Consider the following 20,746-nt stretch of genomic DNA (forward strand, 5'->3'; position numbering starts at 1 on the left):
CAAATCGCTTCAGTTTCCGATCGCTTCCTGAATCGCCTTGTTGCCGCGCGCGACCGCGTTGTCGAGCGCCTGCTGCGCAGTCTGCTGGCCGGCCAGCATCTTCTCGAACTCCTCATTCTCGATGTCGCGCACCTGCGGCAGGTTGACGAGGCGCACGCCCTTCGAGTTCTCGGTCGGCGCCTTGCCCAGCATCTGCAGGATCGGCGTCTCACGGCCCGGGTTCTTGTCATAGAAGCCGGACTTCTTGGTCGCCTCATAGGCAGCGAGCGTCACCGGCAGATAACCCGACTTCTGGTGCAGATACTCCTGCACTTCGGTCTTGGACAGGTAGGAGAAGAACGCCGCGACGCCCTTGTATTCCTCGTCCGATTTGTTGCCGAACACCCACAGGCTGGCGCCGCCCGGCGTGGTGTTCTGGGGCGCGCCCTTGGCGTCACTATCATAGGGAAGCTGGCCGATGCCGTAGTTCATGCCCGACTTGACGATGTCACCGAGACCCCCCGACGATTCGGTGAAGATGCCGCATTCTCCGGCAAGAAAGATCTGCTTGGCTTCGGATGTACGGCCGCCATATTTGAAGGTGCCGTCCTTGGCCAGGTCGGCGAGCGCCTGGAAATGATTGACGAAGATCGGCGCATTGATCTTGAGCTCGACGTCGGTTCCGGCAAGTCCGTTCTGGTTGGTGCCATAGGAAACGTCGTTCCAGGCCGCGAAGGCCTCAAGGTGGATCCAGGTCAACCACGTCGAGGTATAGCCGCAGGAAGCGGCGCCGCTCGCCTTGATCTTCTTGGCGGCTTCCCACACCTCGTTCCAGGTCTTTGGCGGGTTGTTCACATCAAGCCCGGCCTTCTGGAAAATATCCTTGTTGTAGTAGAGGATGGGCGACGAGGAATTATAGGGGAAGGACAGCATGGTCCCGTCCGGCTTCGAATAGTAACCGACGATGCCGGGCAAATACTGGCTCTTGTCGAAGGTCACGCCGGCGCTGGTCAGCACATCGGCCACCGGTTTGATCGCACCTTCGGCTGCCATCATGACGCCGGTACCCACGTCGAACACCTGGATGATGTCGGGCGCTTGCCCCGCACGATAGGCAGCGATGCCGGCATTCAGCGTTTCGGGATAGGTGCCCTTGAAAACAGGGAGAATTTCATAGTCGCTCTGGCTGGCATTGAAATCCTTGGCGATCTTGTCGACCACCTCGGCATTGGCGCCGGTCATTGCATGCCACCAACTGATCTGGGTGGCGGCGAAGGCGGAGGTGGTGGAAAGCAGGGTCAAGGTGGCGGCAACACCGGCCGCAAAGCCGAACAACTTCATGTTTCATCTCCCGTTTGTCATTGGCGAAAGGGGCGCTCCCGCGAACGGAATATGTGTCGCTGATGACAATCGGACAACGGATTTGTTGCTGTTTCGTGAATTTCATACCCGGCTAACTTCGCGCCCCCTCGCCTTGCAACGAGGACAGAGAGAAATGCCAAGCCGGCTCAGCGATAGAATGGGGCATGGTGGGCCTGCAAGGATCGCCGACCGCCCAGCGATGCGTGAAGGGCCCGCGTGACAGCGCCACGCACCTGCACCGTGCGGCCGCCAAACCGGCGCTCGGCCAGGTCGAGATCGGCCGAGCGGCATCGCGCCAGGCGCTGCTGTAACCGTGCGTCTGGAATGAGACAGGATCGCCGCAACGTACAACCCGAAAAACCCGCTGTAGTTGTAGTTCGCATAACCGATTCTTCGTCAAGCGTGGCATACTAATCAAGTGGACGGCTTGATTGCTGTGGGAGAGCAGGTGGGGCGAGATGCTGACGGTCTATAATTGTATCGTGCATGAGCACGATCTGAGACTGGTCGCACTGGCAGCGCTCATTTGCGGTATTTCTTCCTTCTCGGCGGTCAACCTGCTTCGCCATGTCGACCGCTCGAGCGAGCGCAACCGCTATACCTGGCTGATGATAGCAGCCACTTCCACCGGCTTCGGTATCTGGGCGACGCACTTCATCGCAATGCTTGCCTTTTCTCCCGGAATCCCCAACGCCTACAATACGGAAATGTCGGCGCTTTCGCTCGCCGGTTCCGTCGCCCTGACCGCCGCGGGCATGTGGATCGCCACCTTGCGCCGGGGCATCGACTACCCTCTGGTCGGCGGCGCGGTCCTCGGCGCTGGTATCGCCGCCATGCACTATATCGGCATGGCCGCCTTCGAGGTCGAAGGGCGCATCGTCTGGAACCCGCTGCTGGTCGGCGTCTCGGTGCTGACAGGCGTCACCCTCGCCGCGCTGGCGCTGCTGGTCGTGTTGCGACGGCCGTCCATGCAGGCCACAATCGCCGCCGCCATCCTGTTGACGCTGGCGATCTGCAGCCTGCACTTCATCGCCATGGGCGCGGTGTCGATCTTCCCGGACTCCTCCATCGAGATATCGCAGTTCACGGTCGAACCGGTGTCACAGGCCTTCGCCGCCGCTGCAGTCAGCATGGCTATCCTGGTGCTTTCAGCCGCAGCATTGTGGATCGACCTTCGCTTCCGGCGTCACAAGCTCGAGGCCGAGCGCATGCACGGCCTCGCCAACGCCGCCGTCGAGGGGCTGATCGTCTGCGACGGCGCCCGCATCGTCAGCGCCAATGACAGCATCGCGGCACTCACCGGCATTGCGCCGGAAGTGCTGAACGCGATGCTGCTTGGCGACCTCTTCGGCGAACGCACCGCGGCCGGCATGTCCGACTGCAGCGGACAGGCACAGGAAGCCGAACTCAGAGCCCATGACGGCGCCACCATCCCCGTCGAACTTATCGCCAGAAGCATCGACTATTGCGGCAAGCGGCACAGCGTGGTCGCCGTGCGCGACATCCGCGAACGCAGGAAGGCCGAGCAGGAGATCCTGCGCCTCGCCCATTTCGACCCGCTGACCGGGCTCCCCAACCGCCGCAGTTTCTCCGGCCGGCTCGAGGCCGAAATTGCCGCAATGGACCGCGGCGGCAAGGGTGGGCATCTTGCGCTGCTGCTGCTCGACCTCGACCGCTTCAAGGAAGTGAACGACCTGTTCGGGCATGGCGCCGGCGATGCCATGCTGCAGAAGGTGGCGCTGTGCGCCTCCGCCGTGCTCCGCCACGGACAGATGCTGGCGCGTCTCGGCGGCGACGAGTTCGCCATCATCGCTCCGAACCTTCCCGATCCGCAGGCGGCCGGCCGCATCGCCGAGGCGGTGCTGGCGGCCATGCGCGAGGAAAACCGGCTGTCGGTCGGTGGCGGGCTGGTGTCGGCCAGCATCGGCATTGCACTTTATCCGCTCGACGCCGATGAGCCGACACTCCTGGTCAGCCACGCCGACACCGCGCTCTACCGCGCCAAGGCCGAGGGCAAGGACACCTACCGTTACTTCGAGGCCTCGATGGGCGCCGAGGCGCGAGACCGGCGCGTGATGGAGCACGAACTGCGCCAGGCCATGGCGCGCGATGAGTTTCGCCTCGTCTACCAGCCACAAAAGGAGATCAGCAGCGGGCGGATGGTCGGGTTCGAAGCGCTGATCCGCTGGCGCCATCCACAGCGCGGCGACGTGTCGCCGGCGACCTTCATCCCGGTGGCCGAAGACAGCGGCGTCATCATCCAGATCGGCGAATGGGTGCTGGCGACGGCCTGCGCCGAGGCAGCGCGCTGGAAGAACCCTCTCACCGTCGCGGTCAATGTCTCGGCGGTGCAGCTCCACAATCCGAATTTCAGCCGCAAGGTGCATGAAGTCCTGCTCGGCTCCGGCCTGACGCCCGGCAGGCTCGAACTCGAGATCACCGAAACGGCGCTGGTCAAGGACATGCCGCGCGCGCTGGCGACCTTGCGCCAGGTGAAGGCGCTTGGCGTGCGTGTGGCGATGGACGATTTCGGCACCGGCTACTCCTCGCTGTCCAATCTCCGCGCCTTCCCCTTCGACAAGATCAAGATCGACGGCTCATTCATCAAATCAGTCGACAGCAACGGCCAGGTGGCAGCCATCGTGCGCGCCGTTCTGGGGCTTGGCCGCGGTCTCGGCCTGCCGGTTCTGGCCGAGGGCGTCGAGACGCTGGGCGAGCTGAAATTCCTCGACGCCGAGGCCTGCGAGATCGGCCAGGGCTACTATCTAGGCCGGCCGAGCCCGATCGAGGCGTTCAGCGAACTGACCGGCGTCGCGGCGCCGGCGGCACACGACGACGCCAGCGTCAAACAACGCGGCGGCAGCATCTTGATGCTGCCGCCGGCGGCGGCCCTGCGCTCAGCCTAGAGCAATTTCAGGAAAAGTGTGAAACGGTTTTCCGTCCGAAATTGCGTCGAAACAAAAAAGTTAGCGCGGGTAGCCGTTTCGACGAAACGGTGAACCGCTCTAAGGGGCGAGTGCGGCCTCGACCAGGCGCTTGGCATCCGGTCCCGACCATTCGGCCGGTCCGTTCATATGCGCGATCAGGCAGCCTTCGCCGTCGATCAGCATGGTGACGGGGAGGCCTAGCGCCAAGCCACGCGTCTTGACGTCGTTGAACAGCGCCAGCGTCGAATCGCGGTAGTAGCCGAGCGACCCGATGCCGATATCGGCTAGGAACTTCTTCGGCTTCACATCGTCGCCGGCATCGACATTGACCGCGACCACTTCGAAGGCATCGCTGCCCTTTTCCTTCTGCAAGGCGTCGAGAGCCGGCATTTCGGCGCGGCAGGGCGCGCACCACGTCGCCCACAGGTTGAGCAGCACGGTCTTGCCGGCATGATCGGCGATCGTCATCGGCTTGCCGTCGGGACCGTTGAAGGCGAGACTTTTCAGCGATTGCGGCGGATCGGCGGGCAGCAATGCCGCCACCTGGCCGGTGGCCGCGGCGGCAACCTTTTTGGCGCGGTCGCTCTTGGCGGCGCAGGCGACGTCGTCCTTGCTGTTGCCCGCGCCGGCCGCAGGTGCGCTGCCGGTGGCTGCGTTGTTGCCAGACCCGCTCTCGCTGACATATACCGCGACCACGCCGGCCAGCACCCCCGCCAGCAAAGCGGCGAGGATCAGGCGCGGGGCCGGGAAGTATCTGCTACCGTCTGCCATTTTCTAAGACTGCTCCGGAGCACGGGTTATAGCGATGAGCGACAAGAAGGCCAGCAACCAGATGTGGGGCGGACGTTTTGCCTCGGGTCCGGCCGCGATCATGGAAGCGATCAACGCGTCGATTTCGTTCGACCGCAAACTCTATGCGCAAGACATAAGAGGTTCGATCGCCCACAGCGAGATGCTGGCTGAAACGGGCATTATTTCGGCGGCCGATCAAGAAAAGATCGCTCACGGGCTGAACACGATCCTGAAAGAGATCGAGGCCGGCACGTTCGAGTTCTCGACCCGGCTGGAAGACATTCACATGAACATCGAGGCCCGCCTCGCCGATCTGATCGGCCCGGCCGCCGGCCGCCTGCACACGGCGCGGTCACGCAACGACCAGGTGGCGGTGGATCTCCGGCTCTGGGTCAAGGACGAGTGCTTTCGCGTCGCCGAGGCGCTGAAGGGGCTGATCTCAGCCTTGCTCGATCGCGCCGAGGAGCATGCGGCGACCGTGATGCCCGGCTTCACCCACATGCAGGCGGCGCAGCCGGTGACCTTCGGCCACCATTGCATGGCCTATGTCGAGATGTTTTCGCGCGACCTGTCGCGCGTCCGCGACGCCATCGAGCGGATGGATGAAAGCCCGCTCGGCGCGGCAGCGCTTGCCGGCACCAGTTTTCCGATCGATCGCCACAAGACCGCCAAGGCGCTCGGCTTCCGCGAGCCGATGCGCAATTCGTTGGACAGCGTCTCCGACCGCGATTTCGCGCTGGAGTTTTTGAGCCTGGTGGCGATCTCCGCCACGCATCTGTCGCGGCTCGCCGAAGAAATCATCATCTGGTCGACGCCGCAATTCGGCTTTGTCAGACTGTCGGACAGTTTCTCCACCGGCTCCTCAATCATGCCGCAGAAGAAGAACCCGGACGCCGCCGAACTGGTGCGCGGCAAGACCGGCCGCGTCACCGGCCATCTCGTCGGGCTGCTGACCGTGATGAAGGGCATGCCGCTGACCTACGGCAAGGACATGCAGGAAGACAAGGAATCGGTCTTCGACGCTGCCGAAACACTCGATTTGATGCTGGCTGCGATGACGGGCATGGTGCGCGACATGACGGTCAATGCCGCCGCCATGAAAAAAGCCGCCGGCTCGGGCCACGCGACCGCGACCGACCTCGCCGACTGGCTGGTGCGCGCGCTGGGCCTTCCCTTCCGTGAGGCACACCATGTCACCGGCCGCGCGGTGGCGGTGGCCGAAGAGAAGAAGGTGAGCCTTGAAAAGCTGTCGCTGGAAGATCTGCAGTCGATCAACCCCGGCATCACGGCAGACATCTTCTCGGTTCTGGCGGTGCAGAATTCGGTGAAGAGCCGCACCAGTTTCGGCGGCACGGCGCCGTCGGAGGTCAGGAAGCAGATCCGCAGCTGGAAAAAGCGCATCGCCAGGGCATGATGCCGGGGTGCAATGCGCCTAAAACTCGGTTAAAAGCGCAGCACATAAAGTTTCGGACGGATGGATCGATGACCGCAAGCAGGATTTTGGTGACGCTGACGCTGCTGACGGCGATGGCTGCCGTGACCGCTTGCGGCCGTAAGGCCGGTCTCGACACGCCCTATGAAGCGGCCGTCCAGGCCCGCAAGGACGCCGAGCGCGCCAAACAGCCGGTGCCGCCGGAGCCGGAAAAACCGGTCGTGGACAAGAAATTCATCCTCGACCCGCTGATCTAGAGCCGATGAGACTGGCTTGGTCTTTCTGACCAGGTCTCGTGCTCCAACTTCCGGAAACACTCTCGTGAACCATTTCGATTACCGCGACGGCGTGCTCCATGCCGAGGACGTGGCGATACCAGACATCGCCGCAAGCGTCGGCACGCCGTTCTATTGTTATTCGGCGGCAACCTTGACGAGGCACTACCGGGTGTTCGCCGGGGCGTTTGCCGGGCTCGACACGCTGGTCTGTTACGCCTTGAAGGCGAATTCCAACCAGGCGGTGCTGCGGACGCTGGCAAAGCTCGGCGCCGGCGCCGATACCGTCTCGGAAGGCGAAATGCGCCGCGCGCTCGCCGCCGGCATCCCGGCCAGCAAGATCGTATTCTCGGGCGTCGGCAAGACCGCGCGCGAAATGGATTTTGCGCTCGAGGCCGGCATTCTCTGCTTCAATGTCGAATCCGAGCCGGAGCTGGAGTTGCTGTCGGCCCGCGCCACCGCGCTCGGCAAGGTGGCGCCGGTCTCGCTGCGCATCAACCCGGATGTCGACGCCAGGACGCACAGGAAGATCTCCACCGGCAAGGCCGAGAACAAGTTCGGCATTCCCTGGCAAAGGGCGCGCCAGGTCTATGCCCGCGCGGCCGGGCTGCCGGGCACCAAGCCCATCGGCATCGATACCCATATCGGCAGCCAGGTCACCGAGTTGCAGCCCTTTGACGATGCTTTCGCGCTTCTGGCGGAACTGGTCGGCGCGCTGCGCGCCGATGGCCACGCCGTCGAGCATGTCGATCTCGGCGGCGGCCTCGGCATCCCCTACCGCACCGACAACAGCCCGCCGCCTCTGCCCGATGCCTATGCCGATATCGTCAGGAAGCATCTGACAAAGCTTGGGGTGAAGGTGATGTTCGAGCCGGGCAGGCTGATCGTCGGCAATGCCGGCATCCTGGTCTCGGAAGTGATATTCGTGAAGGAAGGCGACGCCAAGAACTTCCTCGTCGTCGATGCCGCCATGAATGATCTGATCCGGCCGACGCTCTACGATGCCTTCCACGACATCAAGCCGGTGGTGCAGCCGCCGGCCGATACGCCGCGCATGGCGGTCGATGTCGTCGGCCCGGTCTGCGAGACAGGCGACTATCTCGGCCTCGACCGTGACCTGCCCCGGCTCAAGTCTGGCGACCTAATTGCCGTCACCACCGCCGGCGCCTATGGCGCGGTGCAATCCGGCACCTACAACACCCGCCTTCTGGTGCCCGAGGTTCTGGTCGACGGCGACCGTTTCCATGTCGTGCGCCGGCGCCAGACCTATGACGAGCTGATCGGCCTGGATTCGGTGCCCGACTGGCTTGCATAGGAGCTGCCACGCCGGCTGCGCTACAGCCGGTTCTGGACGAGCATCCTTGTGTCGGCGATCCTGTCCTCGTCGCGGCGGTAGAACGTCCATTGCTTGATGCGCTTGGGACGCAGCAGGCCGGCCTGGGTAAGCACGCGCATATGTTCGGAGAGCGTCGCCTGCGTAATGCCGAGCTTCTCCGCGATCAGCAGCGCGCAAACGCCGTCCTCGACCAGATCGCCATCTGCCTGGGCCGGGAAATGGGCCTGCGGATCCTTCAGCCAGTCGAGGATCTGCAGCCTGCGTTCGTTGGCGATCGCCTTGAAGACATCAACCTCTTGCATTTAGCCATTTTGCCAAGTTACTAATTGCTGTCAATCCCAAGGAGATGGTCATGACGAACGGCAACACCGTCACGCGCGAACGCATTGCCGCGATGGAACCGCGCATCCGCCCCTATATCAGGCACACGCCGGTGCTGCGCGTCGACATGGCCGATTTCGACCGGCCGCCGCTAGCGGTCGACCTCAAGCTCGAATGCCTGCAGCATTCCGGCTCGTTCAAGGCGCGCGGCGCCTTCACCAATCTGCTCGAACGGCCGGTGCCTGCGGCCGGCGTGGTTGCGGCTTCGGGCGGCAATCATGGCGCCGCGGTCGCCTATGCCGCCATGCGGCTTGGCCACAAGGCGACGATCTTCGTTCCCGAAGTCAGCCCGGCGGCCAAGCTGCAGCGCATCCGCGGCTACGGCGCCGAACTGATCGTCGGCGGCGCCCGCTATGCCGAGGCGCTGGCCGCCAGCGAGGCTTTTGCTGAAAAGACCGGCGCGCTGCAGATCCATGCCTTCAACCAGGAGGAAACATTGGTCGGCCAAGGCACGCTCGGCCTCGAAATCGAAAACGATCTGCCCGACATCGACACGCTGCTGGTCGCTGTCGGCGGCGGCGGCCTGATCGGCGGCATCGCCGCCTGGTTTGCCGGCCGCATCAGGATCATCGCCATCGAGCCCGAAGGCGCGCCGACGCTGCATCGCGCCTTCGAAGCCGGCCACCCCGTCGATGCGCCGGCCGAAGGCGTCGCCGCCGATTCGCTGGCGCCCAAACGCGTCGGCGAGATGATGTTCCCGATCGCCGAGGCCTTCGTCGAACGCTCCATCCTGGTCACCGACGACGCCATCATCGCCGCGCAAAAGGCGCTGTGGGAGCGGGTGCGGATCATCGCCGAGCCGGGCGGCGCAGCGGCCTTCGCAGCGCTGCTGTCCGGCCGCTACACGCCGGCGCCGGGCGAGCGGATCGCCGTCCTTGTCTGCGGCTCGAATACCGATCCGGCGAAATTCTAAACCTTGCTTCGACTGAAGTGGGACGCAAACCCGTCAAAGCTTTTCAAGTTTTCCGGAACCGCCTCGCCTTTGCCGTGTTTGCTGGTAAACTTCTGCTTGTTGAGTCCGGGCTATCCCGCCCGGGCAGGAAGGGCCGATGACGGAACGCCCCATTTCCAGTGGCGATCGCAGCCTGGCCGGGCGGCTTGCCCTGAGCCGGCTGGCGACACGGATCTCGATGACGGTCGAGCGCGGCTGGCCGCTGCTTCTGCCGCTGCTCATCGTCGCCAGCCTGTTTCTCAGCCTCTCCTGGCTCGGCCTTTTCCCCCGGCTGCCTGACATTGCGCGCATTATCATGGTCACGGCGTTCGGTATTTCCACGCTGGCGGCGCTCTATCCGCTGGGTTTCTTCAAGCTTCCATCCGCCGCTGAAATCGACCGCCGTATCGAGGCCGCCAACCAGTTGCAGCACAGCCCGGTGCTGGTGCAGACCGACCGTCCCAGCGGCAAGGAAAGCATCTTTTCCCAGGCGTTGTGGCGCGAACACCAAAAGCGCATGGCCGACAAGCTCGGCAGCCTTGGCGCCGACCTGCCGCGTACCCGCGTGCCGGAGCGCGATCCGTGGGCATTGCGTGCCGTGGCGGCGCTGCTGTTGGTCACCGCTTTTGCCTTTTCCTTCGGACCGTCCGGCGGCAGGCTGTCCGATGGTTTCAGTGCGCATGCGGCGCGCGACATCGTACCGCCGCGCATCGATGCCTGGGTGACCCCGCCGGCCTATACCGGCAAGCCGCCCATCTTCTTGACCGCGCCAGTCATCGATGGCAACGCCAAGCAGGCGGTTGCCACCTTCACCGTGCCGCAAGGCAGCGACGTCTCGCTGCGCGTGACCGGCGGCTCCGGCGAGGAAACGCTAAGCTTTGCCGACAAGGGCGGCAATGCTCGCGCCATCGACCCGTCGGGACCACAGGTGGCGGCCGTCAAGGCAGCGGCGGTCAACCCCGCGACCCCCAAGCTGCGCCAGTTCACCGGCAAGCTGACCGCCGACGGCACGCTGACGCTGAAGTCGGGCGAAGCCGATCTCGGTCGCTGGGCCTTCGCGGTGATCCCCGACAAGCCGCCGACGATCCGCTTCGTCGGCGAGCCCAAGCGCGCCGTCAACGGCGCCTTCGAGCTCAACTACCAGATCGACGACGACTATGGCGCGGCCACCGCCAAGGCGGTTTTCGCGCTGGCCGATCCGGCGGCGCCCGATGCGCATCCGCTCTACGGTCCGCCTGACCTGCCGCTGGCGCTGCCGCGCCGCGGCGGCAAGGCGAACGCCGCCAAGACCACCAAGGACCTCACCGAGCACGTCTGGGCCGGCGCCAGCATCAAGCTGTCGCTTGTCGCCACCGACGATGCCGGACACACCGCGACCAGCGAGACCAAGACTATTGTGATGCCGGAGCGGCCCTTCGCCAACCCGCTGGCGCGGGCGGTGGTCGAGCAGCGCCGCCTGCTGGCGCTCGACGCCAATGCCAAGCCGCGCGTGCTCGACCTGATGGACGCCATCACGCTGCGACCCGAGGACACGTTCGACAACATGTCGCATTACCTCGCCATCATGAGCGCCCGCAGCCGGCTGAAGATGTCGGACAGCGACGATCAGTTGCGCAACGAGGTTGCCTATCTCTGGGAAATCGCGCTCGGCATCGAGGAAGGCAATCTCTCGTCCGCCGAAAAGCGGCTCCGCCAGGCCCAGCAGGCGCTGCAGGACGCCATCAAGCGCGGCGCCAGCGACGAAGAGATCGAAAAGGCGATGAAGGAACTGCGCGAGGCGATGAACGAATTCCTGCAGGAATTCGCCGAGCGCGCCAAGCAGAACCCGAACGCGCCGCAGATGCAGCAGAATGGTCGCGAGCTGCGGCAGAGTGATATCGACCGCATGATGGACCAGATCGAGAACCTGGCGAAGTCGGGCGACCGCGACAAGGCGCAGGAGCTGCTGTCGCAGCTGGAAAACATGATGAACAACCTGCAGGCCGGCCGTCAGCAGCAGGGCGGCGAGCAGGACAGCGAGATGCGCCAGCAGATGGACAAGCTGGGCGAGATCATGCGCCGCCAGCAGGAGATGATGAACGACACCTACCGCATGGACCAGATGCAGCGCGGAGATAATCAGCAGCCCGGCGAAGGCAATGGCGACGACCCGGACCAGCCGGGCGTCGGCAAGGATCGCGATCCTCTCGCCCGGCCGAAGTCGATGACACCGCAGGAATTCGCCGATGCGATGAAGCAGCTGCAGGAAGGCCAGGGCCAGTTGCAGAGCGAACTCGACAAGCTGAAGAAGGGCCTGGAAGGCATGGGCATGCAGCCCAATGAGGGGTTTGGCGACGCTGGCAAATCCATGGGCAACGCCGAAAAGTCGCTTGGCGAAGGCGAAGGCGACCAGGCAGTCGGCCACCAGGGTCGCGCGCTGGAAGCGCTGCGCAAGGGCGCCAAGGAGATGATGAAGCAGCTGCAGGCGATGCAGGGCGACCAGGGCGGCAGCCAGGAAGGCGGCCGCCAACAGGACGCCGGCCGCGATCCGCTGGGCCGACCGCGCGCCAGCCGCGGACCCGATTTCGGCGATTCGGTGAAGGTGCCCGACGAGATCGACGTGCAGCGCGCCCGCCAGATTCTCGAGGCGATTCGCAAGCGGCTCGGCAACGCGCTCAGCCCCGACATCGAGCGCAGCTACCTCGAGCGGCTGCTGGAGCTGAAGTAGCCTCCAAGGCAACATCCGTCGAACTGAATGGTATCAGCGCCATGCCGAAACTCGGTGCCGTCACGCCCATCCTGCGCATCTTCGACATCGCCAAGGCACGCGAATTCTATGTCGACTTTCTCGGCTTCAAGGTCGAGTTCGAGCACCGCTTCGACGACAATGCGCCGCTCTACATGGGTGTAATCCGCGACGGCTGTGTCCTGCATCTGAGCGAACATCATGGCGACGGCGCGCCGGGTATAGCCATGCGCATCAAGGTCGAGGACATCGCGGCATTGCACCGCGAACTGATCGGCAAGAGATACCGCTACGCCCGGCCGGGCCTCGAAACCACGTCGTGGCAGACCCGTGAAGTGTCGGTCGGCGACCCCTTCGGCAATCGGCTGCATTTCTACGAGGATGCAACAGACTAAGCCGGCCGGTTGACGAATGCCTCGCGGATCGCCTCCTGCATGCCGTCGATAGCCTCGCCTGAGGCATTTGGGCTGCGGTGCATCACCACATTCGAGGAATCGATATGGCCGAACCCGTCCGCGGCGGTGAGCTCGCGGCAGCCATCGGGAATGTTGCTGTGCGAGATCGGCGCGATCGCCAGGCCGGAGGTGACGGCGAGCTTCAGGCCGCCGGTGGTGTCGCTGGTATAGGCGACACGGTAGGCCAGCCCACGCTGCTCCAGCGATTTGATGGCGAAGTCCTTGCACCAGCCGGCCCGGTTGTAGAGCGCGATCGGCACCGGCCGCTCCTCATGCATGTGATGCAGGCTCGATGTCACCCACACGGTCGGATCGTGCATCAGCACCTCGCCGCCGGAAGGATCCTGCCATTCGAACACCACGGCGAGGTCGAGTTCACCGGCCGCCAACGCCGCCAGCTGGGCGCCCGAATGTGCATAGCGCACGGTGACCTCGACCTTGGTGTGACGCTTCGAGAAGGCGCCGAGCGCGCGCGACAGGATGGCGTGACCATATTCCTCGGGAATGCCGATGCGCACAGGCCCGCCAAGCGGTGCCGCCGCCATCGATGCCGCCGTCTCGTCGAGCAGCGAGACGATGCGGCGGGCATTGACGATCAGCTCGCCGCCACGGCGCGTCAGCGCCACGCCGCGCGAGCCGCGTTCGAACAGGCTGTCGCCGACCAGCTCCTCGAGCTTCTTCATCTGCATCGACACCGCCGACTGGGTGCGCCCGGCCTGCTCCGCCGCCCGGGTGAAATTGCCCGCTTCGGCAATGGCGACGAAGGTGCGCAGGAGATCGCTGTCGAGGGCTGGCCGCATCGAATCCGTCATAAGCAAATTTGATCGCTGGTATCATTCCAATTCGTTTGCAACATGTCAAACGCCGCAGCATAGTCCGCTCGCCCATTGGATATGCCGCCGCGAAACCGGCTGCGGACCAATCAAAGAGTCCTCACTCATACCCGCTGCCCGAAACGGTGGCGGGTTCTTTTTACCCCATGGCCGGGCGGCTGCGGGCAGTCAAGGCAAGGGCCGGCAGAACAACATGCGCAACCGGATCGTTCTCGGCATCATCAGCCTGTGCCTTGGCGTGCTGGTGTTCTCGCTCCAGGACCCGCTGGTCAAGGCGGTGTCGGCCGGCTATCCCGTGACCGAGGTGATGTGGATCCGCTCGATCGTCGCTTTGCCGATCCTGATCTTTCTCGTTCGCGCCGACGTCGGCCTGCGGGCCATCGCCTCGAAGCGGTTCGGCCTGCTGACGATACGCGCCTTCATCCAGTTCTCCTCCTATACGGTTTACTATCTGGCCATCGCTGCCTTGCCGCTCGCCGACGCGGTGGCGCTCTATTTCATGGCGCCGCTGTTCATCATGGCGATGGCCGGGCCCTATCTCGGCGAGCGCGTCTCCTGGCAGGCTCTCGCCACCGTGCTGACCGGCATGCTGGGCGTGGTCGTGATGCTGCGCCCGGGCGCCGGCCTGTTCGACTGGGCGGCGCTGCTTTCGTTGGGCTCGGCTTTGCTCTACGGCTTTTCACAGCTGATGGCGCGCAAGATCGGCGACACCGAATCCTCCACCGTCATGGCCTTCTACCAGAACGGCGCCTATCTGGTCGGCGCCGCTGCGGTTGCCGGCACATTCTGGCTTGCCGGCATAACCCATGCTGTCCACCCCAGCCTCGAATTCCTGGTGCGGCCGTGGGTCTGGCCGACGACCCCGGATTTCCTCAAGATGGCGGCCTGCGGCTTCGTCGCTTCGGCCGGCATGATTCTGCTGTCGCAGGCCTACAGGCTGGCGCCCGCCAACCGCGTCGCCACCTTCGAATACACCGGCATCATCTGGTCGCCGCTGTGGGGCTTCCTGTTCTTCGACGAGGTGCCGCGCTCGACCACTGCCATCGGTGCGGCGCTGATCATCGGCGCCGGTCTGCTGGCGCTCAACACCGAACGGCGCCGGAGCGCTGCGCCTGTCCTCGCCGCGTCTCAGGATGTCGCCTGAAGCGTGTCAGGCGAAGCAGGCGAGCGCCTGGTCGACCTGCGAGCGGATTTCAGCCAGCGTGAAAGGCTTTTGCACGACGTCGATAATGACGCCGTTCAATTCCTCGGCGCGCTCGCGCTGGTCGGCATAGCCGGTCATCAGCAGGATCTTCATGTCAGGGAAAAGCTTGGCTGCGGCGATCGCCATCTCGATGCCGTCCATTTCCGGCATGCGGATATCGGAGACGACGAGGTCGTAACCGCCGCCTGCAGCACTGACCATCGCCAGCCCCTGCGCGCCGTCGGCGGCGATATCGATCGAGTGCCCGGCGCGTTCGAGCGCGCGGGCGGCGAGGGTGCGGACGGACTCATCGTCCTCGACGATCAGAAGCTTTGCCATGGGCCGGAATTTGGCGGGCAAAAGTTGACTTTTTCTGAAAATTTGAAGCGTCGGGGGCCTTTTCTCAGGCATCGCCTTTGACGACACCGACAAACGGCAGTTCGCGAAAAGCGTGAGCGACGTCCATGCCGTAGCCGACGACGAAGTAATCGGGACAGTCGAAGCCGACATAGTCGGCGTTCAGCTCGGTCTGGCGGCGCATGCGCTTGTCCAACAGCACCGCGATGGCGCAGCTTTTGGCGCCGCGCGACAGCATCAGGTTGCGGGTGAAGGAGAGCGTCTTGCCCGACTCCAGGATATCGTCGATCAGCAGCACGTCGCGGCCGGCGACCTCATTGTCGATGTCGCGCAGCACCCTCACCTCGCCGCTGGTGGTGCCGGCGCCATAGCTGGAAATGAAGATGAACTCGACCTCGGGCGACAGCCCGACATCGTGCATGGCGCGGATCAAATCGGCGGCGAAGATGAACGAGCCCTTCAGCACCGAAATCACCAGCAGGTCGTGATAGTCGTGCTCGGCGATCTCCTTGGCGAGTTCGAGATTGCGCCGCGCGATCGCGGACGCCGAAAACAGGACCTCGATGTCCTTGCCGCGCACAACTGGCATCAACAACCTTTCCAGAGAACCGACTAGCCGGCGAAGGTGACCGCCACGGCCTTGACGCCGTTTCTAGGCACATCGAGGCGGCTGGAAAGCCGAATCTTTCGCCGGGCGCCAGAGAACGGTTGGATGTCCCCAGAGTATAACGGGTGATGCGGCTGTCATTGCCGGTGACACGTATCTCCAGCGGCGGCAATTGTCCCGCCTTCAAACCGTCATTGACGGCCTCGCCATCCACGAACAGCACCGGGGCGGGTCCTGAGGCGTCGACACGCGACGTGACGCCGGCAATGCTGAGTACGGCGCCCTCCGGCTGTTCGACTGACCAGAACGGCGTCTGGCGCACCAGCGCATGGCCACCCGAGACCCAGAAGGCGGCAAGCGCCGCACCGATGCCGGCAATCCAGAAGATCGGCCCGCCACGCGATGCCGGCCGCCCGGCTGACGCATCTGATTTGCGCAGCATCTCCATGCCTTCCATCGACGGCGTCGCGATGTCGCGCGCCGGCGTCGGCATGGCTTCTATCAGTGGGATCAGCTGCGGCAGCACCTCATAATCCGCATCGACGATGTCGGTCGCCACAGGACGCGATTCCGGTGCGACACTTGTCCCGGTCATGATTTCGCCGGAAACCGGGCGCGCGGTTCGTTGCTCAGCCATCATGGCCCCGCTGTTGCCTTTTCGTTTCTTTTGCGTAAATGGAAATGGTTAACGCTTCCCCACCGGAACCCTTGTGACGCATTCAAAAACAGCGAAAATTAACCGACGGTTAACCATGGCGGCCGATGGTCGTTGGACAGAAAGGGTTGGCACGCCGCCGCCACACCTCAGGTCGTCGCACGTGATCCGCTTCGAAAATGTCGGCCTTCGCTATGGCATGGGTCCGGAAATCCTCCGCGACATCTCCCTGCACATTCCGGAGAGCTCCTTCCAGTTCCTGAGCGGGCCCTCGGGCGCCGGCAAGACGACGCTGCTGCGCCTTCTGTTCATGTCGCTGAAGCCGACACGCGGGCTGATCACCATCTTCGGCAAGGACCGCTCGCGCATCTCGCGCGCTGAACTGCCGCATCTCAGGCGCCGCATCGGCGTGGTGTTCCAGGATTTCCGCCTGCTCGACCACATGACCACCTATGAGAATGTCGCTCTGCCGCTGCGCGTGCGCGGCCGCGAGGAAGCGAGCTACCGCACCGACGTCACCGAACTTTTGAAATGGGTCGGCCTGGGCGAGCGCATGCATGTGCTGCCGCCGGTCCTTTCGGGCGGCGAAAAGCAGCGCGCGGCAATCGCTCGGGCCTTGATCGAACAGCCCGAAATCCTGCTTGCCGACGAGCCGACCGGCAATGTCGACCCGCCGCTGGCGCGCCGGTTGCTCAGGCTGTTCATTGAGCTCAACCGGCTCGGCACCGCGGTGGTGATCGCCACTCACGATCTCGGCCTGATGGAGCAGGTCGACGCGCGCCGCATGATCCTGGCCGGCGGAAGGCTGGATATTTATGACTGAGCTATCGGCCGAACAGCTGCATGAAGACGCCGCCGAGCCCGCAACGACGACGCAGCGCGTCCAGCGCCGCATGGCGCCGATCGTGCCGGCGCAGAATATTGCCGGCCGCGCCTTGGTGCTGGTCATCGCCATCATGACCTTCCTGTCCTGCCTGACTTTCGGCGCCGTCACGCTGGTGCGCGACACTGCCTCGGTCTGGGAAAACCAGATCTCGCGCGAGGCGACGATTCAGATCAAGCCGGTCGACGGCCTCGACATGGAGGCAGCCCTTGCCCAGGCCTCGCAGATCGTCGGCGAATTCCCCGGCGTAAAGGAAACCCGGATCATCGATCGCGACGCCACCGCGCGCCTTTTGGAGCCATGGCTGGGCTCGGGCCTGAATATCGACGAATTGCCGGTGCCGCGCCTGATCATCGTCACCATCGACGAGACCAGCCCGCCCGACTTCAGCGCCATCCGTGCGGCGCTCACGCCCAAGCTGCCGAGTGCTTCGCTCGACGATCACCGTACATGGGTCGACCGGCTGGTCGCCATGGCCCGCACCACGGTCACCATCGGCATCGCCGTGCTGGTCCTGATGCTGTCGGCGACGGTGCTGACCGTAGTGTTTGCGACGCGCGGCGCCATGGCGGGTAACGGCCATATCATCGAAGTGCTGCATTTCGTCGGCGCCGAGGCGCGCTTCATCGCGCGCGAATTCCGCTGGCATTTCCTGGTCACCGGGATGAAGGGCGCAGCCGCCGGCGGCGCAGCCGCGATCCTCGTTTTCATCGTCTTTTCCTGGTGGTCGTCGCGCAACATGGCAACGCCGCAGGCCGACCAGGCCACCGCTTTGTTCGGCAATTTCGCCATCGGATCGGCAGGCTATCTCGGCGTCGGCCTGATGGTGCTGGTGATCGGCGGACTGACGGCGGCGACCTCGCACGCCACCGTCGTCGCCTATCTCAGCGACATCGATGTCCGCCAGCCGGATGCGGGGTGACCCGTGAGGGCAGAAGCGAAAACAGTTCGGGGGCAAGGACAGGAATGGAAGGGACGATCACGGATCGAAAACCGACGTAACGCAATGTGCGCTTTTTTCCTTACCAAAAAGGCATTTCAGGATTAACCATAGGATGATGAACGCGCGGGAGTCGACCGGAACGGCTGGACAGATGCCAGTGGTGCGTTTGCGTGTGCGTACCGGGCTGGGCCGTTTGCGCACCGCCCTGCGTCTCGCCTCCCTCTGTCTACTGCTGCTGGTGGCCCTGTTTGCCGGTGGCTTCGGCTGGTTCGCCAGCAAGGTCAGCCACATGACGACCCCGACCAACCCGGCCAAGGCCGATGCGATCATCGTCTTGACCGGCGGTCAGGCCCGCCTCGACGCAGCACTCGATCTGCTTGCCTCCGGCAAGGGCGAGCGGCTGCTGATCTCAGGCGTGCATCCCTCTGCCAGCCGCCGCCAATTGCAGGCTGCTACCGGCGGCGACAAGGCGCTGTTTTCCTGCTGTGTCGACATCGACCGCGCCGCGCTCGACACGATCGGCAATGCCGAGGAAAGCGCTAAATGGGTGGAGAGCCACGCCTATGGCAGCGTCATCCTCGTCACCAACAATTACCACATGCCGCGCAGCCTGCTCGAGATGGGCCGCCTGCTGCATGGCGCCAGGCTTGAACCCTATCCGGTGGTCAACACCAATCTGGACAATGGCGACTGGCTGACCAAGCCGGAAGCGCTACGCGTGCTTCTGACCGAATACAGCAAATACCTGCTGGCGCTTGCGCGCGGCGTCGTCCCGGTCCGCCAGACTGCCGACAGCGTCGCACTGGCCGAGGTTTCGACCGCCAAGGACTAAAGCAATTCCAGGAAAAGTGTGTAGCGGTTTTCCCGGGAAAAGCACGTACGCTTTCCCTTGGGAATTGGACAGACGACTCTGACGGCGCTCGATTACCCCTTGGCCGTGCCGTCTTCCGCGCCACGCAGCCGCGCAATCTCCTGTTCGAGGCTTTCAATCCGCTTGTCGCGTTCGGCGAGTGCGGCCGCGACATCGGCGGCCTCGAATCGCTGCGGAATGTGTTGCGGGCAATTGGCATCCCAGGCCGAGACGGTGAACAAGATGACCTGCTCGGGGCGCGCCTTGTAGTCCTGCGGCATCAGCCTTGCCAGAAGCTCGGCATCGTCCTCGACGACGCGCGCCGTGCCCCAGATCTTGACGCGCTGGCGATGCGCATAGTCGATCAGGAACAGGAATGCCTGGTTGTTGTCGGCGAGATTCCCCTGCGTGATGAACTGCCTGTTCCCGGAGAAATCGGCAAAGCCGATGGTCTTCTCGTCCAGCACCTTGAGGAAGCCGGCTGGCCCGCCGCGATGCTGGATGTAGGGCTGACCCTCGCCATTTGCCGTCGACAGGAAGACGCTGGTCTGCGCCGCGATGAAGTCGGCGAGGTCGGGCGTCATATGGGCGCGCCATCCGCCGCGCTCCTCGGCGCTGGCATAGCCCTTGCGCGAACCTTTGCGGGTCTGGATCGCCTTGACCGTCGGCGTGAAGGCGACATCGCTGGTGAAAGTATGAGCATTCATGGAAGCCTCCGCGAGGCCGAAACACGGCCATTGTACGCGAAGAGGTAGATCCTTCCATGTTTTGGATGTAGATGGCATAGTTGCAAGCTATCCTTCCAATTTCCGGAAGAAAGTATGGATCGTCTCGAAGCCATGTCGCTGTTCGTCGCCGCGGTGGAAGCGGGCAGCCTTTCTGCTGCCGGCCGCCATTTCGGCATTCCACTGGCAACGGTCAGCCGCAAGGTTTCCGACCTCGAAAAGCACCTTCAGGCGCGCCTGCTGAACCGTTCGACCCGGCAGCTCACGCTGACCGATGCCGGCCAGGCCTATCTCGCCGCCTGCCGCCGCATCCTCGGCGAGGTCGGCGAAGCCGAACGCACCGCTGCCGGCGAATACAGCACGCCGACCGGCGACCTGTTCATCACCGCGCCGGTCGTCTTTGGTCGCTTGCACGTGCTGCCTGTCGTCACCGAATTCCTGGCGGCTTATCCTCAAGTCAACATTCGCCTGACGCTGGCTGACCGGATAACCCAACTGGCGGAGGAACATCTCGACCTTGCCATCCGCATCGGCGAGCTTGCGCCTTCGAGCCTCATTGCCATCCGCGTCGGCGCGATCCGTCGCGTCGTGTGCGCCAGCCCCGCCTATATCGCCGCGCATGGCATGCCGCGGACGCCGGACGATCTGGCCGCGCATGAATGCATCAGTTTCGAGGGGCCTTCCGCTCTCGCCAGCTGGAGCTTTGCCGGCGACAAGGGCGAACTGATCGTGCCGATCCGCTCACGGCTGCGCGTCAACACGGCGGAAGCTGCAATCGATGCCGCGATTGCAGGCGCCGGGATGACGCGGGTGCTCTCCTACCAGATCGCGGACGCAGTACGTTCCGGCGTGCTCGTCCCGGTCTTGCGGCCCTTAGAGCCGCAGCCATGGCCGGTGAGCCTCGTCCATGCCGGCCAAGGCCTGCTGGCGGTGAAACTCAGGGCGTTCCTCGATTTCGCCGCTCCGCGGCTGAAGCAGCGGCTATTGCAGGCGACGTGGTGAGTTGAGACTGGCTTGAGTCAGTGGCGAGCCGGCCTATGTCAGGCCATTGCGGCGTTTCCTTTTTGCCCGCGCTTGGTGTAACCAACGCACACCTCCTCAACGGGCCCTTCCCC

20 protein-coding genes are annotated in these 20,746 nt (G+C 64.2%); 13 read left to right on the forward strand and 7 right to left on the reverse strand.

The window, feature by feature from the left end; genetic code table 11:
- Positions 1 to 9 precede the first annotated feature (9 nt).
- Positions 10 to 1,320, reverse strand: a complete 1,311-nt coding sequence (gene ugpB / locus NLY44_RS18815; RefSeq protein ID WP_023743999.1) for a sn-glycerol-3-phosphate ABC transporter substrate-binding protein UgpB — start codon at positions 1,318 to 1,320, stop codon at positions 10 to 12.
- Between the two features lie 479 nt (positions 1,321 to 1,799).
- On the opposite strand from ugpB, the gene NLY44_RS18820 reads away from it, so the two are divergent.
- Positions 1,800 to 4,247, forward strand: a complete 2,448-nt coding sequence (locus NLY44_RS18820; protein WP_023804538.1) for a bifunctional diguanylate cyclase/phosphodiesterase — start codon at positions 1,800 to 1,802, stop codon at positions 4,245 to 4,247.
- A 99-nt stretch (positions 4,248 to 4,346) separates the two neighbouring features.
- Here the strand turns inward: NLY44_RS18820 and tlpA are convergent, their stop codons facing one another.
- Entirely contained in the window at positions 4,347 to 5,039 is a 693-nt protein-coding gene (tlpA, locus tag NLY44_RS18825; RefSeq protein ID WP_023804537.1) for a thiol:disulfide interchange protein TlpA, read from the reverse strand.
- A gap of 34 nt (positions 5,040 to 5,073) precedes the next feature.
- On the opposite strand from tlpA, the gene argH reads away from it, so the two are divergent.
- From argH to lysA, 3 genes are all read left to right on the forward strand, one after another.
- Positions 5,074 to 6,474, forward strand: a complete 1,401-nt coding sequence (argH, locus tag NLY44_RS18830; RefSeq protein WP_023804536.1) for an argininosuccinate lyase — start codon at positions 5,074 to 5,076, stop codon at positions 6,472 to 6,474.
- A gap of 68 nt (positions 6,475 to 6,542) precedes the next feature.
- Complete coding sequence (locus NLY44_RS18835; protein ID WP_023673325.1) at positions 6,543 to 6,749, forward strand: hypothetical protein; 207 nt, start codon at positions 6,543 to 6,545, stop codon at positions 6,747 to 6,749.
- Positions 6,750 to 6,813: 64 nt separating this feature from the next.
- Positions 6,814 to 8,082, forward strand: a complete 1,269-nt coding sequence (gene lysA, locus NLY44_RS18840; protein WP_023804535.1) for a diaminopimelate decarboxylase — start codon at positions 6,814 to 6,816, stop codon at positions 8,080 to 8,082.
- A 20-nt stretch (positions 8,083 to 8,102) separates the two neighbouring features.
- Here the strand turns inward: lysA and NLY44_RS18845 are convergent, their stop codons facing one another.
- Positions 8,103 to 8,405: an ArsR/SmtB family transcription factor gene (locus NLY44_RS18845; RefSeq protein ID WP_023815687.1), complete on the reverse strand. Its 303-nt coding sequence runs from the start codon at positions 8,403 to 8,405 to the stop codon at positions 8,103 to 8,105.
- 50 nt (positions 8,406 to 8,455) lie between these two features.
- Here NLY44_RS18845 and NLY44_RS18850 point away from each other — a divergent pair, with 50 nt between their 5' ends.
- The 3 genes from NLY44_RS18850 to NLY44_RS18860 all read left to right on the forward strand — a co-directional run bounded on the left by NLY44_RS18850 (position 8,456) and on the right by NLY44_RS18860 (position 12,535).
- Complete coding sequence (locus tag NLY44_RS18850; RefSeq protein ID WP_023804534.1) at positions 8,456 to 9,397, forward strand: threonine/serine dehydratase; 942 nt, start codon at positions 8,456 to 8,458, stop codon at positions 9,395 to 9,397.
- A gap of 136 nt (positions 9,398 to 9,533) precedes the next feature.
- Positions 9,534 to 12,122 carry a TIGR02302 family protein gene (locus NLY44_RS18855; RefSeq protein ID WP_023804533.1) on the forward strand — a complete coding sequence of 863 codons (2,589 nt, stop codon included), beginning with the start codon at positions 9,534 to 9,536 and terminating at the stop codon, positions 12,120 to 12,122.
- A 41-nt stretch (positions 12,123 to 12,163) separates the two neighbouring features.
- Complete coding sequence (locus tag NLY44_RS18860) at positions 12,164 to 12,535, forward strand: glyoxalase superfamily protein (RefSeq protein ID WP_023685340.1); 372 nt, start codon at positions 12,164 to 12,166, stop codon at positions 12,533 to 12,535.
- On the opposite strand, the gene NLY44_RS18865 is transcribed toward NLY44_RS18860, so the two are convergent.
- Positions 12,532 to 13,395: a LysR family transcriptional regulator gene (locus tag NLY44_RS18865; RefSeq protein ID WP_023726969.1), complete on the reverse strand. Its 864-nt coding sequence runs from the start codon at positions 13,393 to 13,395 to the stop codon at positions 12,532 to 12,534. The genes NLY44_RS18860 and NLY44_RS18865 overlap by 4 nt on opposite strands.
- A gap of 226 nt (positions 13,396 to 13,621) precedes the next feature.
- On the opposite strand from NLY44_RS18865, the gene NLY44_RS18870 reads away from it, so the two are divergent.
- Positions 13,622 to 14,572: a DMT family transporter gene (locus NLY44_RS18870; RefSeq protein WP_023804532.1), complete on the forward strand. Its 951-nt coding sequence runs from the start codon at positions 13,622 to 13,624 to the stop codon at positions 14,570 to 14,572.
- Between the two features lie 6 nt (positions 14,573 to 14,578).
- Here the strand turns inward: NLY44_RS18870 and NLY44_RS18875 are convergent, their stop codons facing one another.
- Entirely contained in the window at positions 14,579 to 14,950 is a 372-nt protein-coding gene (locus NLY44_RS18875; RefSeq protein WP_023804531.1) for a response regulator, read from the reverse strand.
- A 64-nt stretch (positions 14,951 to 15,014) separates the two neighbouring features.
- A complete protein-coding gene (gene hpt / locus NLY44_RS18880; RefSeq protein ID WP_023673315.1) occupies positions 15,015 to 15,557 on the reverse strand; it encodes a hypoxanthine phosphoribosyltransferase in 543 nt (180 codons plus the stop codon).
- A gap of 284 nt (positions 15,558 to 15,841) precedes the next feature.
- Between hpt and NLY44_RS18885 the strand changes: the two genes are divergently transcribed.
- The 4 genes from NLY44_RS18885 to NLY44_RS18900 all read left to right on the forward strand — a co-directional run bounded on the left by NLY44_RS18885 (position 15,842) and on the right by NLY44_RS18900 (position 18,888).
- Positions 15,842 to 16,108, forward strand: a complete 267-nt coding sequence (locus NLY44_RS18885) for a hypothetical protein (protein ID WP_286454848.1) — start codon at positions 15,842 to 15,844, stop codon at positions 16,106 to 16,108.
- Positions 16,109 to 16,393: 285 nt separating this feature from the next.
- Positions 16,394 to 17,053, forward strand: coding sequence for a cell division ATP-binding protein FtsE (gene ftsE, locus NLY44_RS18890; protein WP_023685344.1), 660 nt, complete (start codon positions 16,394 to 16,396; stop codon positions 17,051 to 17,053).
- Positions 17,046 to 18,035: a cell division protein FtsX gene (locus tag NLY44_RS18895; protein WP_023673312.1), complete on the forward strand. Its 990-nt coding sequence runs from the start codon at positions 17,046 to 17,048 to the stop codon at positions 18,033 to 18,035. The genes ftsE and NLY44_RS18895 overlap by 8 nt, the downstream gene beginning before the upstream one ends.
- 133 nt (positions 18,036 to 18,168) lie before the next feature.
- Positions 18,169 to 18,888: a YdcF family protein gene (locus NLY44_RS18900; protein WP_023673311.1), complete on the forward strand. Its 720-nt coding sequence runs from the start codon at positions 18,169 to 18,171 to the stop codon at positions 18,886 to 18,888.
- 92 nt (positions 18,889 to 18,980) lie between these two features.
- On the opposite strand, the gene NLY44_RS18905 is transcribed toward NLY44_RS18900, so the two are convergent.
- A complete protein-coding gene (locus NLY44_RS18905) occupies positions 18,981 to 19,613 on the reverse strand; it encodes a pyridoxamine 5'-phosphate oxidase family protein (RefSeq protein WP_023673310.1) in 633 nt (210 codons plus the stop codon).
- Positions 19,614 to 19,727: 114 nt separating this feature from the next.
- Here NLY44_RS18905 and NLY44_RS18910 point away from each other — a divergent pair, with 114 nt between their 5' ends.
- Positions 19,728 to 20,633, forward strand: a complete 906-nt coding sequence (locus NLY44_RS18910) for a LysR family transcriptional regulator (protein WP_023698716.1) — start codon at positions 19,728 to 19,730, stop codon at positions 20,631 to 20,633.
- Positions 20,634 to 20,746 lie beyond the last annotated feature (113 nt).

The sequence above is a fragment of the Mesorhizobium sp. C089B genome (assembly GCF_030323125.1).
Taxonomy (GTDB): Bacteria; Pseudomonadota; Alphaproteobacteria; order Rhizobiales; family Rhizobiaceae; genus Mesorhizobium.